General features: G+C 66.4%; 14 protein-coding genes and 1 pseudogene. 5 read left to right on the top strand and 10 right to left on the bottom strand.

From position 1 onward, the window contains the following. Positions 1 to 18: 18 nt before the first annotated feature. The gene (locus AB7O82_RS06510) at positions 19 to 1059 is read right to left on the bottom strand and encodes an LLM class F420-dependent oxidoreductase (protein WP_428554408.1); all 1041 of its coding nucleotides are present in this window, start codon (positions 1057 to 1059) and stop codon (positions 19 to 21) included. A 45-nt stretch (positions 1060 to 1104) separates the two neighbouring features. Further along, a complete protein-coding gene (locus tag AB7O82_RS06505; protein WP_428554411.1) occupies positions 1105 to 2085 on the bottom strand; it encodes an LLM class flavin-dependent oxidoreductase in 981 nt (326 codons plus the stop codon). Positions 2086 to 2196: 111 nt separating this feature from the next. Between AB7O82_RS06505 and AB7O82_RS06500 the strand changes: the two genes are divergently transcribed. Then, complete coding sequence (locus tag AB7O82_RS06500) at positions 2197 to 3621, top strand: PAS domain S-box protein (RefSeq protein WP_428618948.1); 1425 nt, start codon at positions 2197 to 2199, stop codon at positions 3619 to 3621. On the opposite strand, the gene AB7O82_RS06495 is transcribed toward AB7O82_RS06500, so the two are convergent. The 8 genes and pseudogenes from AB7O82_RS06495 to AB7O82_RS06460 form a co-directional block, all read right to left on the bottom strand. After that, positions 3618 to 6914, bottom strand: coding sequence for a TIR domain-containing protein (locus AB7O82_RS06495; RefSeq protein ID WP_428618946.1), 3297 nt, complete (start codon positions 6912 to 6914; stop codon positions 3618 to 3620). The two genes, AB7O82_RS06500 and AB7O82_RS06495, sit on opposite strands and share 4 nt — an antisense overlap. A 176-nt stretch (positions 6915 to 7090) precedes the next feature. Beyond that, a complete protein-coding gene (locus AB7O82_RS06490; RefSeq protein ID WP_428555586.1) occupies positions 7091 to 8641 on the bottom strand; it encodes an ABC-F family ATP-binding cassette domain-containing protein in 1551 nt (516 codons plus the stop codon). A gap of 97 nt (positions 8642 to 8738) precedes the next feature. Further along, a complete protein-coding gene (locus AB7O82_RS06485) occupies positions 8739 to 9896 on the bottom strand; it encodes an amidohydrolase family protein (protein ID WP_428555589.1) in 1158 nt (385 codons plus the stop codon). Beyond that, positions 9893 to 10924, bottom strand: coding sequence for a formamidase (locus AB7O82_RS06480; RefSeq protein WP_428555591.1), 1032 nt, complete (start codon positions 10922 to 10924; stop codon positions 9893 to 9895). The genes AB7O82_RS06485 and AB7O82_RS06480 overlap by 4 nt, the downstream gene beginning before the upstream one ends. Positions 10925 to 10988: 64 nt before the next feature. Continuing rightward, entirely contained in the window at positions 10989 to 11771 is a 783-nt protein-coding gene (locus AB7O82_RS06475; protein ID WP_428618944.1) for an HpcH/HpaI aldolase family protein, read from the bottom strand. A 310-nt stretch (positions 11772 to 12081) separates the two neighbouring features. Further along, positions 12082 to 12876, bottom strand: a pseudogene (locus AB7O82_RS06470) (carbohydrate ABC transporter permease); the annotation flags it as partial. Further along, entirely contained in the window at positions 12876 to 13805 is a 930-nt protein-coding gene (locus AB7O82_RS06465; RefSeq protein WP_428546713.1) for a carbohydrate ABC transporter permease, read from the bottom strand. The gene AB7O82_RS06465 and the pseudogene AB7O82_RS06470, both read right to left, overlap by 1 nt. 25 nt (positions 13806 to 13830) lie before the next feature. Continuing rightward, positions 13831 to 15066 (bottom strand): extracellular solute-binding protein, encoded by a 1236-nt coding sequence (locus AB7O82_RS06460; RefSeq protein ID WP_428618941.1) that lies wholly within the window; start codon positions 15064 to 15066, stop codon positions 13831 to 13833. A 222-nt stretch (positions 15067 to 15288) separates the two neighbouring features. Between AB7O82_RS06460 and AB7O82_RS06455 the strand changes: the two genes are divergently transcribed. The 4 genes from AB7O82_RS06455 (at position 15289) to AB7O82_RS06440 (ending at position 18632) form a co-directional block, all read left to right on the top strand. Further along, a complete protein-coding gene (locus AB7O82_RS06455; protein WP_428546719.1) occupies positions 15289 to 16164 on the top strand; it encodes an aldose 1-epimerase in 876 nt (291 codons plus the stop codon). 6 nt (positions 16165 to 16170) lie between these two features. Further along, positions 16171 to 16938: an SDR family NAD(P)-dependent oxidoreductase gene (locus tag AB7O82_RS06450; protein ID WP_428546722.1), complete on the top strand. Its 768-nt coding sequence runs from the start codon at positions 16171 to 16173 to the stop codon at positions 16936 to 16938. Beyond that, a complete protein-coding gene (locus tag AB7O82_RS06445) occupies positions 16935 to 17624 on the top strand; it encodes a hypothetical protein (protein ID WP_428546725.1) in 690 nt (229 codons plus the stop codon). The genes AB7O82_RS06450 and AB7O82_RS06445 overlap by 4 nt, the downstream gene beginning before the upstream one ends. A 108-nt stretch (positions 17625 to 17732) precedes the next feature. Further along, entirely contained in the window at positions 17733 to 18632 is a 900-nt protein-coding gene (locus AB7O82_RS06440; RefSeq protein WP_428546728.1) for a DUF3592 domain-containing protein, read from the top strand. Positions 18633 to 18642: the final 10 nt, after the last annotated feature.

Here is an 18642-nt window from a genome sequence, read left to right as displayed (position 1 = left end):
GAAGAGCGCATCCTTCGCCTACAGCACCGCCTCGGCCACCACGCGCAGCGAGTCGATCGTGACGCCGCTCAGCAGCAGCGAGCCGACGTCGTCGCGCCTGGCGGCCTCCTTCCAGGCCTGCAGGCGGTCCTTGATGCGGTCGGGGCTGCCGACCAGCGAGCATTCGTCGACCAGGGCATCGGGCACGGCGGCGATCGCTTCGCTGCGACGGCCGCCGAGATAGGCGTCCTGGATTTTCACCGCTGCCTCGGCATAGCCGAACTGCTTGATGAAGTCGTTGTAGAAATTCTTGGCGCGCGCGCCCATCCCGCCGATATAGAGCGCCATCTCGGGCTTGAGTGCATCGCGGCAGGCCTGCAGGTCGTCGCCCATGCAGATGCGGACGTAGGGCGCGATATCGAACGGCGGGCGGTTGCCGCCGGGCGGGCGTCGCGCCATGCCTTGGCGCAGCGGCCGGGTGATCAGCTCGGCCTTCTCCGGTGACATGAAGATCGGCAGCACGCCGTCGGCCACTTCGCCCGCTGTGCGCAAGCCGATCGGCGTGATCGACGCGGCATAGATCGGCATGTCGGGATCGCCGTGCAGGATGCTTTTCAGTGGCCGGCCGAGCCCGGTCGCATCCGGACCGGCGTAGGGAATCTGGTACAGCTCGCCATCGTGCTGCAGCGGGGCGTCGCGCTTCAGGATCTTGCGCAGGATCTCGATGTACTCGCGCGTGCGCGCCATCGGCTTGCCGAACGGCACGCCGTGCCAGCCCTCGACGACCTGCGGCCCGGAGGCGCCGATGCCCAGCAGGAGCCGGTTGTTGGACAGCGCCTGCAGGGTGAGCGCCGTCATCGCCGTGCAGGCCGGCGTGCGCGCCGACATCTGCATGATGCCGGTGCCCGCCCGGATGCGCGTCGTGCGGGCCAGGATCCAGGCGGTCGGCGTGACCGCATCGGTGCCATAGGCCTCCCCGCTCCACACCGAATCGTAACCCAGCCGCTCGGCCTCGAGCACCTCCTCGAGGTGAAGGCTGTTGGGGGCGCCGGAGTATTTCAGCAGCATGCCGAGCCGCATGGATGTGCTTCCCTGTTGGCGATGAAACCTGGCTGTGAAACGATTCTAGCGCAGGTCCGCCAGCAGCGGCAGCGCATCTCGCGCGAAGCGCTCGATCACGTCGTAGCGCTCCTCGTAGGGGCCGACGAAATCGAGGATCAGATGGCGGACGCCCACGGCATGGAACTCGCGGATGCGCTCGACGACCTGCTGGGGCGTCCCGAGGGCGCAATAGCGCTGGGCGGCCTTGCGGAAATCCATGGCGTAGCGCGTGCTGAGCGACAGGGTCGCCGCATCGAGCGCCTTTTCGTAGGTGTCGTCGACGCGCGTGAACAGGAGATGGCTGGCGGCGAAGCCGCGATCGAAGACGCGCCCGCACTCTCTTGCTGCTGCGGCAATCTTGTCGAGGCCCTGCCGGTACATGTCCGGTGTCACGACGTAGGACATCCAGCCGTCGGCCAGGCGGGCGGTGCGCTTCAGCGCCGCGTCGGAGCGGCCGCCACACCAGATCGGCGGCCCGCTGGCCTGACGCGGCGGCGGCTGCATGGTCACCTGCTCGAACTGGAAGAACCTGCCCTTGTGCGAAGCCGGCTCGCCGGTCCACAGCTTGCGCAACACCGCGAGGCTCTCGGTCAGCCGGGGACCGCGCTCGCCCACCGGCACGCCGCAGACCTCGAACTCCTTGGCGAACTCGCCGCCCACGCCGACACCGAAAACCAGGCGTCCCTCGGTCAGATGGTCGAGCGTCGCCACCTGCTTGGCGATCGACGCTGGCTGCCGCAGCGGCACCAGGTAGACCGCGGTGCCGAGCTGCAGGCGTCGGCTAACCATGGCCGCCTGGGCGAGCTGCAGGAGGGGATCGAGCATGGGGATCGCGAAGGCGATGTGATCGCCGACCCACTGCGAATCGTAGCCGCACCGGTCGACCAGTTCGACCTGGCGCTGGAGCTCGTCGATCGCGGGCAGCCAGGGACCCTCGGCGGGCTCGGTGCGGCGATGAAGCGTCTGGATGCCGATGCGCAGCCGATCGTCGAGTGGCAGATCCATCGTTCCTTTTCCTCCGCGAAGCCGAGCGGCGCCAGAGCGGCTTCGGGCGTGACCACCACCGTCGACCGCTGATACTCTGACAACGGGTGCACGGGAGGGGCGCGGCGGTCAATGACGAATGGGGCCAATCCACTCGCGCCCGACGGCGAGGATCCGCAGCGTCTTGCCCAGGCGCTCAGCCAGAGCCATGCCAAGCTCACCCTGGCGGAGCAATCTGCCGGCATCGGCATCTGGGACACCGACCTTGCAACCGATCTCTGCCGCGCCACGCCCATCTTTTTCCGGCTCATGGGCCTGCCGCCGTCGGAGGGTCCATTCCCGAACGACAAGGTCCGGGCGGTCCGCCATCCGGAAGATGCAGCCAAGGTGGTTGACGGGTTCCGTCAGGCACTCGCCGAGGGACGCGATCACTACGAGGTCGAATACCGTATCGTGAGGCCGTCCGATGGCCAGCTGCGCTGGATCTTCGGCCGCGGCCGCGTCATCCGCGACGGCGCCGGCAAGCCGGTTCGCTACAGCGGCGTCGACATCGACATCACCGATCGCAAGCAGGCCGAGCAGCAGCTGCGCGAGAGCGAGGAGCGCTTCTCCAAGGCGTTCAATGCCGCTGCCCATCCGATGTCGATCACGACCTTGCGCGAGGGCCGCTATGTCGACATCAACCAGGCGGGGCTGGCGGCGAGTGGCCTGTCCCGCGAGCAGGTGATCGGCCGCACCGTGCGCGATCTCGGCTTCTACAACGACCCAGCCACCGCCGAGATCATCCGCGATCGGCTGACCCGCGAGGGAAGCTTAACTGACCTCGAGACGACGCTGCGCGGCCGCCGCGGCCCGCGCACCTACCTCCTGTCCGGCACCTTGGTCGAGCTCAAGGGCGAGCCCTGCCTGCTGACATCCGCAGTCGACATCACGGAGCGCAAGCGCGCCGAGGAGCACATTCACCTGCTGATGAACGAGCTCAATCATCGGGCCAACAACCTGTTGATGGTGATCCAGGCGATCGCGCGCCAGACGGCCACGACCACCGATCCGCGCGACTTCGCCGAGCGCTTCACCGAGCGACTGAACGGCATTGCCGCCTCCAACGCCCTGCTGGTGTCGGGCAACTGGCGGGGCGTCGACGTGGCCCAGCTCGTGCGATCGCAGGTGACGCCCTTCGCAGGCGACAGCGGCAGGATCGGGCTCGACGGACCGGCGATTCGCGTGAAGCCGCAGGCTGCCCAGGCGATCGGCATGGCGCTGCATGAGCTTGCCACCAACGCCGCCAAGCATGGTGCGTTGGCAAACGATGCGGGGCGGATCGACATCGCGTGGAGCGTCTCGTCGGACGGGGCGCGGACTTTTCGAATAGTCTGGTCGGAGCGCGAAGGCCCGCCGGTCGTGGCGCCGACCCGGACGGGCTTCGGCCGCACCGTCGTGGAACGCATGATCACCGGCACTCTGGGCGGCTGCGCTGTCCTGCAACTCATGGATAGCGGTGCGGTCTGGACGTTCACCTGTCCGTCATCGAGTGTGCTGGAGAGCGTCGCCGGCTAGTTCTTCGTCACAGCGCCACCCGAGTGTGGAATGGGGGGAACGCTGGCGCACGGCGTCGGCATGCGCTGGTCGGGCAGCAGCTGCCGCCATTGGCCTTCGGCCGCTTTGACCGGCATGCGCCGACAGGCCTCCGCCAGCAGGTCGGCGGCCTGCCAGCGATACAGCTCGATGGTGCCTTTCGTGGCCCCGCTGGCGAAGCGGCGTGCGGCGATGATCGTATCGCCGTCGCGAAATTCAACGTCCCGGATCTCGCCGCCGATGTCCAGCTGTGCGACCGGTTGCAGGAAATCCGTGTCGAGCACCCGAACGGATCGGTTGCCCAGGGCGAGCCAGCGGCCGTTGGTGCTGAAGGCGACGGGGCCGGGATCCGCCGTGACGGTGCGGCGGACGGTACCTGCGGTCAGGTCCCACACTTTCACCTCGCCCTTATCGCCCACGATCGCGAAGCGAGTACTGTTCGCACCGAAGGCCATTGCGACAATTCCCTCGTCCTTCGGAACCGACAACACGACTCTGTTCGTTTCAGTATCCCATACCGTTGCCGCGACGCCCTGTGGCAACCCGGAAGGAACGAAACTTTCCGGGCCAAGTGCCACCAAGTAGCGTCCGGATCGATCGAATACCAAATCGCCGATCTTCGACTCAGATGATTGTTCGAGGAGAATGTCACCCGTCATCGAATTCCGCACATGAATCTTCGCGGTGGAAGATTCACTGCTTGTGGCAATCCGGCGCGCGTCCGGGCTAAGCGCCAGAGCAGTTACTTTGCCGACCGGTGCCGACCAAACAATCTCGCCCTTGGGCATATCTTGCACCGACAGCAAGCCGGATGGGCCGACACGCAGGAGCAACGCGTTCGACAGGAACTCGAGCAGCACTGGATCGCCATTCGGCAGAACTTCGGAATAGGTGACTTGCCCGGTCCCCGTGTCCCAGACCCGCAGCGTCCTGTCGGCATCACGCACGGTGGCCACTCGCTTGCCGGAGTTCGAGATCGCTCGGACGCTGACACTGCCCACGTTCTGCATCGTCCGAATCATGGACAAGACGGCACGGTCGCCGTGGGCTCGTCCTCGCAGCCTTGCTCGCACCGCATCCCAGTCCACAGGGTCGGTGTGGGCGAGTCGCGCTATGGAATCACCGCCGCGCACGTCCCAGACCTCGACGAGGTCGACAGGAGTTGGCGCGGCGGCGACGTTGCCCGTCGGGCTGACCTTCAGGTCGCGAGACCGTTCCTTCCCGGCAAGCTCGGCCGAGCAATTCCGTTGGACCGGGTCGAGAAGCTCGCCGCTCCAGCTGCGTCCGGTGCTGACGAAAGTGCGTACCATGACTTCGTCGAGGATACAGTCGCTGCGCCCTGCCTCGCCCGGCGTCGATGTTTGCCACATTCGTGCCGTGCCGTCCGTGCCGGCAGTGACGACGAGGGCGCCAGTCGACCCATAGGTGCCACTGAGCATCTGTCTCTTGTTGTTTTGTGTGCCTTCAAACGCATAGACGTGTGCGAACTGATGGATCTTGCGCCCTGAAATCAAAGACCAGCCGCTACAGTTGCCATCAGTGCCGCAGGTTATGGCCTTCGGCGCGGATGGATCGAATGAGAGGGAGTGAATTGTCTGGAACTCGCCGTGGGAGGGGATGGCGGCTTCGCTCCAGTCCCTCACGCGCCAAATTGCGCCAACGTCGTGCTCGCCGACCGCGCCAAGGTGACGACCATTGGCGTCGAATGCAATCTGCCGAATACGCCCCGGCCCCGAGCCGCGGACCTGCAAGTGTGCCGCGATCGTTTCCTTGGTCAGATCGAATACGGTGACCTTGCGGTCTGCACCCGCCGCGAGATAGCGACCCGTTGGATCGACGGTGAGCAGATCCAGCGCACCGATTTGCGGATCCAGGGTCTTCTTGAGTTCAAGCGGACTACCTGAGTGCACCTCTATCTTCTCGCGTGGGCCGAAATACAGAGTGCCATCCGGTGCAAAAGCGATTGCGGTCGCATGGCCCGAGAGCTTGATTTCGTGGCGTAGAAGGAGCTGTCGGCTCGCCAGATCATAAATGGCAAAACCAGGTCGGGCGGCACGGAGACCGATCGCCAGCAGTTGGCCATCGGCACTGAAGGCGATGTTCTCGGGTTCCCCATGCAGGTCGGCCGATGAAAGCAAGAGCTGTTGCGCGCCTGCGCGATCCCATATGCCAACTTTGGCGCAACACCCGGCGATACGGCTGCCATCAAGCGAGAAGACGACCTTGCGGCTTGCCCCGGCCAGGGGAGCGACACGAGCCGCTTCCGGCAGCTTCCACAATCCACCATCTTCTGCGGCTGTCGCAATTTGGGTCATGTCAGGGCTGAAGACGGCCGACTCGACGAGCGAGGCGTGGCGCAGCACAGTCGTCGGCAGAGGAAACAGCGACAGCACGCCTCGAAGGGTCTGTTGCGCCTCGATCGAGTCCGGCTGCGACCGCGCCGACTCGGTTGCCATCAGCAGGGCGAGCGGCAGGCGATCGGGCTGCTGCGTGCGCATCAGCTCGGCCTGGGCCGCGAGCTGCCTTGCCACGGCGATGTCGCGTTGCCGCTCGGCCTCGAGTCTCTGCTGGTTGGCGACGAAGGCCTGCCAGATGGCAATGCCGGCAGCCAGGGTAATGGCCGCGACACCCCCGCGGACGAGCAGCCGATTGCGGGCCAGCTGGCGTAGATCGGCGCCGTCCAGCTCGTCCTTGGGAACGCCCCGTATGGGGGCCGCGACGTTGACCACGACGTCGCGGAACTGGGCACTGCGCAGCGACATCAGCTCGGAGTTCCGAGTCCATCGCACATCGACGTAGAGCGGCTCGTCTTCGCATCGGCCTTCCAGGATGCGCGGCACGGCCGTCGTTCGCGACCAGTCGAAGTCGCACTTGATGGGGTCCCACAGGATGTCGCCCTCGGTCAGGAGGACGAGCATGCGATTGGCCGAACGGTGCTCGAGCCACCAGCTTACTTCCTTGTTGCACCAGACGGAGGCAGCCGAAGCGGGGCTGGCGAGCAGCACGAACCATTCGGAGGCCTCGAGGTGCGCCACGATGCCCGGCCACAGCGCGGGGCTCGCCGAGAGGCTGGTCTGGTCGCGAAAGACGTCGAGTGCGCGCAGCTTCAGGAGCGGCTTGGCAAGCTTCTCCAGTCCGTGCTCGAGGGCTGCGGCGAGCTTCCCGTCCACAGCATGGCTGTAGGAGATGAAGGCGTCGTGCCGGAGAGCCATGTTCCTGGCGACAGATGATGTCGCGTCCACAACCGGCAAACAAGTGCGGCGACGGTCGGTCATGGCTCTCTTGGCCGGGAGTGCGTCACTCCGTGGCGCTCATGTGGACCGCGGGCGTCCCGCCCGCTCAGGAATCATGAGCGTGGTCCGGCGCGGCAAACCGCGCCGCTGGACGCCCGCGGTCCGGAAGTGAATGAGCGCCACTGGAGCGGCGCGCTCCCGGCGATGAAGCGGTGCAGTCAGGTCGCGCTGCGGGAGTCTTGCTGGGCCTCGAAGAAGGCCTCGGCGTCGTCGATCTCGACCAGGCGGCCGCGGCGGATCTCGAGGAATCGCGTCGCCACGCTGCGGGTAAAGAAGCGATCGTGCGACACGAACAGGCACGACACGTCGCTTTTCTCGAGCTGCTCCTCCAGGTCCTCCTGGCCCTCGATGTCGAGATGGTTGGTGGGCTCGTCGAGCAGGTACATGTTGGGGCGCAGGAGCTTCATCTTGAGGAAGACCAGGCGGGCCCGCTCGCCGTGGCTCAGCCCCTCGATCGCATCGCCGATGCGCCGGAAGACGAAGCCCGCCGCAGCGAGGGCGCGCACGGCATCCTTCTCGCTGATGTCGGGCGCCTCGAGCACGTAGTCGAGGATCGCCGTGTCGAGCGGCAGGTCGCGCATCGTCTGGTCGAAATAGACCAGCCGGCAGGCCGGGTTGAATCGCACCGCCGCCTGGCTGTCGTAGTGCTCGCGCGCGGGATCGTAGGCCGCGGCAAGGGCCGACAGAAGGGTCGACTTGCCGGCGCCGTTGACACCCAGCACGGCGATCCTGTCGCCGGCGCCGATCGTCAGCCGATCGATGCCGATCAGCTTGCGCTCGCTGCCCGGCGCCTTTACCTCGAGGCCGGTGATGCGCAGGGCGACGCGCGCATCGATGTCGCCGTCGCCGAGCTCCAGCCGGCGCTCGCGCGCGACGTAGGTCTGCGTGCGCTCCTTCTCGATCCTGGCGATGCGCGATTCGACGGCGTTCTTGCGTTTGTTGAGATCGGGATTCTTGACCGCCCAGACCTTGTAGCGCGCCGCCGCCTGCTCGAGGCGGCGGATCTCCTTGTCCTCCAGCCTGGCGCGGGCGGCCGCCGCCGCGTCGCGGCGCAGCAGCTCCTCGCGCGCCTGGCTGAAGCGCGTCTTGAAGGCGTGCACGCCATCGCTGCGCAGGAACAGGGTACGCTCGGTGACGCGATCGAGGAACTCGCGGTCATGGCTGACGATCAGCATCGGCACCGTGAACTCGACGGTGAGCCAGCGCTCGAGCGTGTTGATGTTGGCGAGGTCGAGGTGATTGGTCGGCTCGTCGAGGATCAGGATGTCGGGCTCTTCCAGGCGGGCGGCGCCGGCGATCAGCAGCAGGCGCTGCCAGCCGCCCGACAGGCTGCCGAACGGCTGGTCCAGGGTCGCCGGCTCGACGCCGATCTCGTCCATCAGGATGTCGATGCGCCAGTCGTCGCCGGTCAGGCCGACCTTGTCCAGGGATTCGTGCAGCACGTCGCGCACGGGGCGCCCGGCCAGGCCGTCCGGAACATCCTGCGGCACGCTGCCGACCCTGAGGCTGCGCGAGCGGATGACTTTGCCGCCATTGAGCTCGAGCTCGCCGCTCAGGCACTTGAGCAGGGTCGACTTGCCGGCGCCGTTCTCGCCCACCAGCGCCGTGCGCGCGCCGTCGAGCAGGAACGACACGTCCTTGAAGACGCGGACCGAGCCGAAAAAGAAACTGCCCCGCTCCATCCCGAGCACGGCCTGCCGCGACGCCATGACGATCCCTCTCAGGCAGGATGCTCATGCGGACCGCGGGCGTCCCGCCCCTCATGAATCTGGGCGGGCGGGACGCCTCGCATGAGACCAAGCCTGTTCAGGCGACCAGTACGCCATCCCGGGCGATAATGCGACCGGCCTTGATCACAAGCTTGCGGCGGGGCCGGGTCGCGACAGCCTCGGCCAGAGAGGCGGCCTCGACGACGACAAAGTCGGCCGGCGCGCCGACCGCGAGGCCGTAGGCCGCTACCCCCAACACGCGGGCCGCCGCCGCCGTCACCATGTCGAAGGCGAAGGCCAGCTCCTCGTCGTGGCGGAAATTGGCGCGGTAGCCGATCATCATGGCGCGCTCGAGCATGTCGCCATTGCCGAAAGGTGACCAGGCGTCGCGAATGTTGTCGGAGCCGCCGAACACACTTACCCCGTGCTCGTGCAAGAGTTTCAGCGGGGGAATGGCCGCGCCGCCGGGACCGTGACTCATGATGGCGACGCCTGCTTTGGCCAGCAGGTCTGCGGTACGTGCGGCCGTGTCGGTCGGCACCGAGCCCAGCGCGAAGGCGTGGCTGACCGCGACCTCGCCCTGCAGTCCGGCCGCCGCCGTGCGCCCGGCAATCGCCGTCAACTCGGCGATGCCACCTTCGCCGCCGTCGTGCAGGTGGATGTCGATGCCGACACCGCGGCGTTCGGCGATTGCGAAGATCGCGTCGAGAGGACCGTCGAGATCGCCGTCGATGCCCACCGGGTCGAGGCCGCCTACCAGGTCGGCGCCTTCGGCGATGGCGGCATCCAGCAGCTCCGCCGTGCCCGGCGAGCGCAGGATGCCGCTTTGCGGGAAGGCCACGATCTGGATGGTGACGAGATCGCGGAACTGCTCGCGCACCTTCAGTATCTCGTGCAGGTTCCTGAGCCCGAGCCGGTTGTCGATGTCGACATGGCTGCGCATGTGCAGCGTGCCGCTGGCCATGACCTGGCGCACAAGATTGGCTCCGGTCCGCGACTCCGGCACGGTGCGTGCCGACCGCACGCGGCGCTCGGCCTCGATGCGATCGGCGACGCGATTGCCGGTCGCCTGGTTGGGCACCCAGGGCAGGCCGAGCAGCGTCTTGTCGAGATGGATATGACCATCGACCAGCGACGGCAGGACCAGCGTGGCGGGCTCGGCATGGCTCGGCGGCAGGAAGGACGCGATGCGGCCGTCCTTGACCTCGATATCGTGGCGGGTGCCGTCGGGCAGAGTTGCGTTTCTGAGGATCACTCTGCTGCGAGCTTACCGGACGGCAGCGTGGTTGGCACGGGCTTGAAGGTGCGCGTCGGGGCAGGGAAACCGCAGCTCGTGCCGTCGGTCACCTTGACGTCCATCTCCCACGGCACGGCGTATTTCCCGGCGGCGAGATCGTGCATGTAGGTGTAGGGGCAGTCGCGCGCGCCGCCTTTCACCGCGACGTAGCCGCGGTGGCCGAGCTGGTAGATGTTGTTCTCGACGCCCCAATGCACGCGCGCCTCATCGCACTGGCGCGGCCGTACTTCGGCGGTGATGATCTCGTCGGGGATGCCGTTGCCGGTGGCGAGCGGCGTGCCGTCGTAGTTCACGATCATGCCTTCGCCCATCGAATTGAACGAGCCGTCGGACCCGGCGAGGCAGACGCTGGCCGTGTACATCAGGTTGCAGAAGGCGTTCGACTGGTTGGTGAAGTGCCAGCTCTGGCGGATTGGCGCGGTGTATCCCGCGGTGCGCAGCATGACGTTGGCGCCCTTGTACGCCGACTCGCGCGCCATCTCGGGGAACATGCCGTCATGGCAGATGATCAGCGCCAGCTTCGCGCCGTTCGGCCCGTCGCATACCGGGATGCCGAGGTCGCCGGGCTCCCACGGCTCGACCGGCACCCAAGGGTGCATCTTGCGGTAATAGAGCCTGATCTCGCCCTTGTTGTCGATGATCAGGCCGGAGTTGAACGGGTTGCCGTGGGGATTGAGCTCCATGATGGAGAAGCAGCCCCAGATGTCGTTGACGATGCAGGCGCCGCGGAACTTCTCGACCTCGGGTCCGTCGAGCCGGCACATGATCGCCGGGTTGGTGTCCATCGACAGCCCGTGCAAGGCGTATTCCGGAAAGACCACGAGATCCATGGTCGCGAGATTGCGCCGCGCTTTGGCGACCAGCCCGCAGATGCGATCGGTCTGCCGCGCCAGGTCCTCGGGCGTGACGACGACGGGATTCTGGATCTGCACCAGCCCGATGACCATGCCATCGGGCGCCTTGTTGAGACCGCCTAGACCGCTCATTGCTTCCTCCGCCGGTTGTTGCCGGCGGGAAGGCAAGGCGCGTGCCAGCTCTCGAGGGCCTGTCCTAGGGGGCGGCGACGGCGCCGGCTTCCTTGCGGGTCTGGGCGACGGCGGCGCGCGCCGCCATGGCCATCAGGCCCGAATCGTTGGCAATGGTGACGAACTGAAAGCCCTTGCCGATCATCTTGGCGGCGTAGGAGGCCGTGCCGTTGTGCAGGCCGGCGAACAGGTTGCGCTTCTTGCAGGCCCCCACGAGCTTGTCGTAGATCGCCAGGACCTGCGGCTCCTCGCGGTCGAGCCGGGGCGCCAGGCCGAGCGACAGGCCGAGGTCGCTGGGGCCGATATAGATGCCGCTGATGCCCGGCACGTCGAGGATGGCGTCGATGTTGTCGATCGCCTCCTGGGTCTCGATCATCGGGATGATCAGCACCTCGTCGTTGGCCGTCGCCTGGTAGGGTGTCGCAGCACCATAGGCGCCGGCGCGGATCGGGCCGTTGCTGCGCTTGCCCTTGGGCGGATAGAGGGCGTACGAGGCGAGCGCCTGCGCTTCGGCCTTGTTGTTGACCATCGGGCAGATGACACCCCAGGCGCCGCCGTCGAGCACCTTGCCGACGATGCCGGGCTCGTTCCACGGCACGCGCACCAGCGGCGTGATCGGATGCTTGTCCATCGCCTGGAAGCACTGGACCATCGACTGGTAATCCTGCACGCCGTGCTGCATGTCGACGGTGACGCTGTCCCAGCCGCACTGCGCCATGACCTCGGCCGAGAAGCCGCTGGGGATGGCCAGCCAGGCGTTGACGCAAGCCTTTCCGGCCTGCAGCCGCTTCTTCAGCATGTTCGTCATGTGGCGCTTCCCTTGTTCGTCGTGTTCCGGAGGCGGAGATCATAGGCAGCCCGGCGACGCGAGGCCATGGCGCTTTGCCGCTGTGCAGTCCTCCTCTCCAGCGTCTTCGCTGGGGAGGTGTCGCGTCATACGCGACGGAGGGGTCATGATCATGCGGACCGCGGGCGTCTCGCCCGCTCAAGAATCTGATCGGGCGAGACGCCCGCGGTCCAACAGATAACCCCTTAACCCCGCCCCCCCACAGGCCGTCGACGATGTATAGCTGCAGCAGCGCCACCAGCACCACGGTGGGCGCCAGCGCCAGCAGGCAGATCGCCATCATCAGGTTGAAGAAGACGAAGACGTCGCCGACCAGGCTGGCGATGACCACGGGCAAGGTCATGAAATCCGGCCGGGCGTTCAGGATCAGGGGGATCAGCAGCTCGTGCCAGGAGACGATGAACATGATGACGCCGCAGGCGGCCAGGGCCGGCGTCGCCAGGGGCAGGACGATGCGCACGAAGGCGCCGAGACGGGTGCAGCCGTCGATCCGCGCCGCCTCCTCGAGCTCCGAGGGGATGCTGTCGAAGTAGGGCGCCAGGATCAGGATGGCGTAGGGCAGCAGGAACCCGGTCTCCGCCAGGATGACGCCGCTCAACGAGTTGAGCTGGCCCAACGATCGCATGACGATGTAGAGCGGAATCATCAGCACGATCACCGGCACGAAGCGGGCGACGATGTTGGCCTGCAGCAGGAACAGCGTCCATCGAAAGCGCAGGCGGGCGATGGTGTAGGCCGACAGCGAGCCGAACAGCAGGGTCAACGCCGTCACGGAAACCGCCACGATCGTCGAGTTCAGGAAGGCGGCATAGAAGCTCTTGATGTTCTCCGGCAGGTAGGTCGCCTGCTCGAAGATGCGTCCGCGCTGCTGGCCCTTGGTCAGGATGACGGTGAAATTGTCGAACGTGACCTCGGCCGGCAACACCCGGCGGGTGTCGGCCTGCAGCGATTTCTCCGACTGGATGCTGGCGATGAACACCGCCACCAGCGGCAGCAGGATGAAGACGATCACCGTGAGGTTCGCTGCGTGCAGCAACAGCTTGCCTGTGCGCGTGACCTTGAACATCAGAGCGTCACCCGGCGGTAGACGGTGCGCACATAGACCAGGGCGATCGCCGCGATCATCAGGGTCAGGATGAAGGCGGAGGCCGAGCCCATGCCGAAATTGTTGGGGGGCGAAAAGGTGATCTTGTAGCTGTACCAGGCGGCCACCCAGGTGGCGTCGCCCGGCCCGCCCTGGGTGATCGCCAGGATCTCCTCGAACACGGCGAAGGCGAACGCGGTGCGCAGGATGAGGATGATGGCGATGATCTGCTGCAGCATCGGCCAGGTGATCTGGCGAAAGCGATGCCAGGCGTTGGCGCCGTCGATGGCCGCCTGCTCGTAGAGCTCGCGCGGAACGCCCTGGAGGGCCGCGTGCACCAGGATGACGGCGAACGGCAGGGTGCGCCAGATGTACGGCACGGTGACGGCGTACAGCGCCGTATCGGGATTGCCGGCCCAGTTGATCGGCTGGTCGATCAGCCCGGCGGTGAACAGGATGCGATTGAGAAAGCCGAACTGAAAGCTGTAGAGGAACGACCAGATCAGGCCGTTGCAGATCGGCGGAATGGCGTAAGGCAGCAGGATCAGGAAGCGCGTCACGCGCGAGGTCCAGACACTGGTCTGGTTGATCAGCAGGGCGATCGCGATCGCCAGGATGACCTCGGTGCTGACGGTGATGGCGGTGAAGATCAGCGTGTTCTTGATGGCGATCCAGAACAGCGGGTCCTCGAGCACGCGGCCGTAATTGTCCCAACCGTTGAACGGGAATTCGCCGCGACGCAGCTGCGCCAGGCCGACCCGGTGCACCGACAGGTAGCCGGCATAGACCACCGGGTAGGCGAGCACCACGCCCAGGAACAGAAGTGTCGGCAGGTTCAGCAGGAACGCGAATCGACGCGCCGACATCTCGCGCCGATACCAGGGCCGGTGACCGGCCCTGCTCACCTCCATGCCCGTTGCCTGGCTGGTCAGGGCGTCAGACCTTGCGCTTGGCGTCGGCGATGCCCTTGATCAGGTTGTCGCAGCACTGGTCAGCGGTGATCTGGCCTGTCAGGCACTTCTGGACCTCGATGTTGAGCTGGTCGGTCCACGGGAAGTGCCACGGCTGATAGACCGACGAGCACACCTCGCCGATATAGGCCGCCTTGTCCCAGATGCCGAGGATGGCCGGGACGTCGCCCCACGGCGCCCAGCCCTGCTTGACCGCGTCGCTGTTCATCACCGAGTTGTAGCCGGAGCCCAGCATGGCGTCCTTGGCGAGGCTGATGGCCTGCGTGTAGACGCCGTCCTTGGTCTTGCCGCCGAGATATTGCAGGAGCTTCCAGGCCCATTCCTTGTCGCGATTCGCCGACGACAGGAAATAGACATGGGTGACACCCATCGTCTTGCCGTCGCCCGGTGAGCCGAGGACCTTGACCTTGCCGGCGATCGGCGATTGCGCCGGGTCGTTGACGACGTTCAGGCCATAGTGATGGTTGGGGCCGCGATAGAGGTTCTTTCCGGCGCCGAACGCTTTGGCAGAGGTGGTGAACTGGACCTTGAGCGATTCGGGATCCGCGATGTCGAGGCCCTTCTCGAAGGTGTTGGCCCACCATTTCAGGGTCTCGCGGGCGATCGAGCCGGCGCCCAGCATGTGGTTGCCCTGCTTGTCGAAGAAGGTGCCGCCCTTGTTCCAGGTCATCTGGTACCAGGTGCCGGGCAGCTGCTCGAGACCGACGCCGGCGACCCACAGGACCGGATAGCGCGAGACGCCGTCCTTCTTGGCCTTGACGCAATGCTCGGTGAACTCCTCGTAGGTTGTGAACGGCTTGTCGATCTTGAGCTTCTCGAGCATGTCGGCGTAGTAATTCCAAACCCATACCGACGAGAAGTAGGGCAGGCCCATCGTCTTGCCGCCGATCGTCGCCACCTGCTTGGTGAAGGGCGTGAAGTCCTTGATGTAGTCGGCAGCCCCGGGGAGGCCGTCGATCGGCTCGGCCAGGCCCTGGGCGACGAAGTTCGGGAAGGAGAACGGCGAGGATTGCGAGACGTCGATCTTCTCGCCGGCCGCGAACATGGTCGCGAGCTTGGTCGGATGGTCGTTGAAGGCCGAGATCGTCGAATCGACCTTGACGCCCCAATCGGCCTCGAACTGCTTGGCGATGCGTGCGTAGATATCGCCATAGGTCCAGACGACGAAATTGACGCGGTCGACCTTGCTTTTCGGCGGCACGCTCCATGGACCGCCAGGCTGTCCGAAGGCATTGCCTGACAGTCCAGCGAGACCGAGACCGGCTGCGGCCGCGAGAACGCGGCGGCGGCTCAATTCCCATTTGCGGACGAGATCATCTGTCATTTCGGCCCCTCAGAATCCCCGGTGGCACGGAGCCTAGCACCCCGCCACGCCAGTCAGTAGATACGATGCAGCAAAAAACATGCCTCGGAGGGTAGCTCCATGACGCTCTTGTCGTTGCGCGCCGGCTGGCTCGAAGTCGATCTCGCTCCGCAAGCGGGCGGATCGATCGCCCGTTTCAGCGTCGACGGCAGGCACGACGTGCTGCGCGCGACACCCGCCGACGTGCTCGCCAACGCGACAGCCGCCAACCGCGGCAACGACACCGCCTGCTACCCGCTGCTGCCGTTCTCCAATCGCATTGCCGGTGGTCGCCTGAGCGTCGACGGACGCGAGATCGTGCTGCGGCGCAATTGGCCCGGCGTGAATCATCCGATGCACGGCGACGGCTGGGCCAGGGCCTGGAAGGTCGAGCGCCACGATCAGCGGTCAGCCGAGATCGCCTATGACCACGCGGCCGCAAGCGATGGGGGCTGGCCGTTCGCCTATCGCGCCCGTCAATCCTATCGTCTCGACGAGGACAGGCTGACCGTGCGCATTTCCCTCGAGAACCGTGAGGCGCAGGTGGTGCCGGCCGGGATCGGCCTGCATCCCTTCTTCGTCCGCGACGCCGCGACCGACCTTCAGTGTCGTACGAAGAGCGTCTGGCTCGCCGATGCCGAGGTCCTGCCGACTGAGCGCGTCACCGTCCCGGCCGCCTGGGATTTCAGCGCAGGCCGGCGCATCGGCGAGGTCGCCCTCGACAATTGCTTCGAGGGCTGGGATGGTCAGGCGCGCATCGCTTGGCCCAACCGCGGGCTGGCGCTCGAAATGATGGCCAGCGAGCAGCTCCGCACGCTGGTGATCTTCACGCCGCCGCAACGCCCGTTCTTCTGTGTCGAGCCGGTCAGCCATGCCAACGGCCGGATCGCTGCGACCCGGCTCGCGGCGGGTGATACGATCGCCGGCGAAGTCACCTTCCGTCTGACCATTCAGTGAGGAGCCATGCTGCCTTTCGCCTCCTTCCCCAGCCTGAAAGACCGCGCTGTGTTCGTCTCCGGCGGCGGTTCGGGAATCGGCGCTTCCATCGTCGAGCATTTCGCCGAGCAGGGCGCCAGGGTCGGGTTCTGCGACATCGACGATGGCGCCTCGCGGGCGCTGGTGGCGAAGATGTCGGCCGCCGGTCATGCCGTGCCGACCTATCGGCGCTGCGACGTGCGCGACATCCCTGCCTACCAGGGCGTGCTCGGCGAGCTGGCGGGCGAACTGGGGGCCTTCACCGTGCTGATCAACAACGCCGCGCGCGACGACCGGCACGACCTCGAGGAGGTGACGCCCGCCTTCTGGGATGAGCGCATTGCCGTCAATCTCAAGCACCAGTACTTCGCGATCCAGTCGGTCGTGCCCGGCATGAAGCAGGCGGGTGGCGGTTCGATCGTGAATTTCAGCTCGGTCAGCTACCACATCATGACGCCGCGACTCTCGGTCTATCAGGCCGCCAAGGCTGCGGTCATCGGTATGACGCGCGGCCTGGCCCGCGATCTCGGCGGCGACAGGATCAGGCTGAACTCGATCACCCCGGGCTGGATCATGACCCAGCGCCAGATCGACCTGTGGCTGACGCCCGAGGCCGAGGCGGCCCTGATGGAGGCGCAGTGCCTCAAGGAGAAGGTCTATCCGCCCGACATCGCGCGCATGGCGCTGTGGCTCGCCGCCAACGACAGCCGGATGGTGACGGGGCAGAATTTCGTCGTCGACGGGGGCCGCATGTGAGGCCATTCGCCCCGCAGCTCTCGCGCCGCGCCGGCCTCGCTGCGGCGAGGTTCGTGCATCACCTGCTGCCACCGACGCTCTACTTCATCATCACCTTCAACCTGATCTCGTTCTCGACCAATCTGACGGTGCGAAATTCGTGGTTCGACGTCCATTCGATCGTCCTGTCGACGACCACGGCGCTGGTCGTCGCCAAGGTGGTCCTGGTGGTCGATCGCGTGCGCATCATCGACCGTTATCGCGGAGCGCCGCTCATCCTGCCGATTCTCTACAAGTCGCTCTTCTATTCCGTCGTCGTGCTGGTCGTGCGCTTTATCGAGAAGGTCGTGGATTTCGCCTTCGAGGCGGGTGGCTTCGGCGATGTCTTTCGCTCGCTGATGCAGGAGTTCACGTGGCATCGCTTCGTCGCCGTGCAGGTCTGGATCTTTCTCTGCTTCCTGGTCTACGTATCGGCATCGGAGCTCAATGCGCTGGTCGGCGAAGGCCAGCTCGGACGCCTGTTCTTCCGCCATCGATCGGCCGGGCATCGCCTGACGCGCCGTCAGCATATCCGTGGCCTGATGGAGCTGAGCCGGCTGGCCGAGAACACGCCGCGCGAGCGGCTTCTCGATCCCGCCACGCCGCAGGGCGCCCGCCTGGTCGCCATCGTCGACGCCCTGCGGCGCGCGCCCGCGACGTCTGCGTGATGCCGCCGTGAGCTCATGGTCTTCCGGTCCGCGGGCCTCCCGCCCGCTCATGAGCGGCGCATTCACATGCGCCGAAGAGCGGGCGAGACGCCCGCGGTCCGGAAGACCATGAGCCGGCGCCCTGCCGCGCACGGCAACAGCTGGCGCAAGCCGGCCTGGCTGATCATGGGCATCGGCGGCCTGATCGTGGCGGGCGGCCTGGCGCTCGGCTGGGGCAGCCTGCGTCATGTTCTCTACAGCGAGCGCGCCGATGGCGAGGTGGTCGAGATCCGCCGCGAGGGCAGCATGTATGCGCCGGTCGTGCGGTTTCGCCTTCCCAACGGCGCCGCCCGGGAGGTCACCGATCTCGGGACCGGTGCGCCGGACTTCGCGATCGGCGACCTGGTCACCATCCTCTACGCGCCGCGCGATCCGACCGACTTTCGCATCGCCACCTTCGAGCGGCTGTGGATGTCGGCCATAATCGTCTCGGCGTTCGGCAGCTTCTGGCTGCTGTTCGGGCTGGTCGCCTGGGCGCTGTCGCGCAACGCCGACCTCACCCTGGTCGGCGAGCGTGCCTTTGCCACCATAGCCGTCGCAGCGGCCGGCATCGGCATCGTCGTGCTCTCGGGCGCGCTCGACCTTTACGCCAGCGGCGCGCGCACGGCGGGAACGATCGTCGAGGTGCGCGAAAGCCGGACGACGGTGCGGGAGGACGTGCGCCTGGCGGACGGCCGCGAAGTGAGCCGCGATGTCGAGCGCATCTCCTACGCACCCATCGTCCGGTTCGACACCAGCGACGGGCGCGCAATCGAATTCCATGGCCGCGGCGGCAGCGGCATCGACTACATGGAAGGGGAACGGGTGACGGTGATCTACGATCCCGCCAACCCGATCCGCGCCCACATCGTGTCTTTCATCGATCTCTGGCTGCCGTCCGCCGTCTGCTTCGGCGTCGTCATTCTGTTCGGTGGCGCAACCCTGTTGTCGCGCCGGCTGCGAAGCGGCACTCGTGTGCCTCCCCCGTAATCGGGGGAGG

It is taken from the genome of Reyranella sp., from assembly GCF_050185545.1.
GTDB lineage: Bacteria > Pseudomonadota > Alphaproteobacteria > Reyranellales > Reyranellaceae > Reyranella.
The sequence above is the reverse complement of the archived record's forward strand: the minus strand, read 5'-3'. Positions and strand labels throughout refer to the sequence as shown.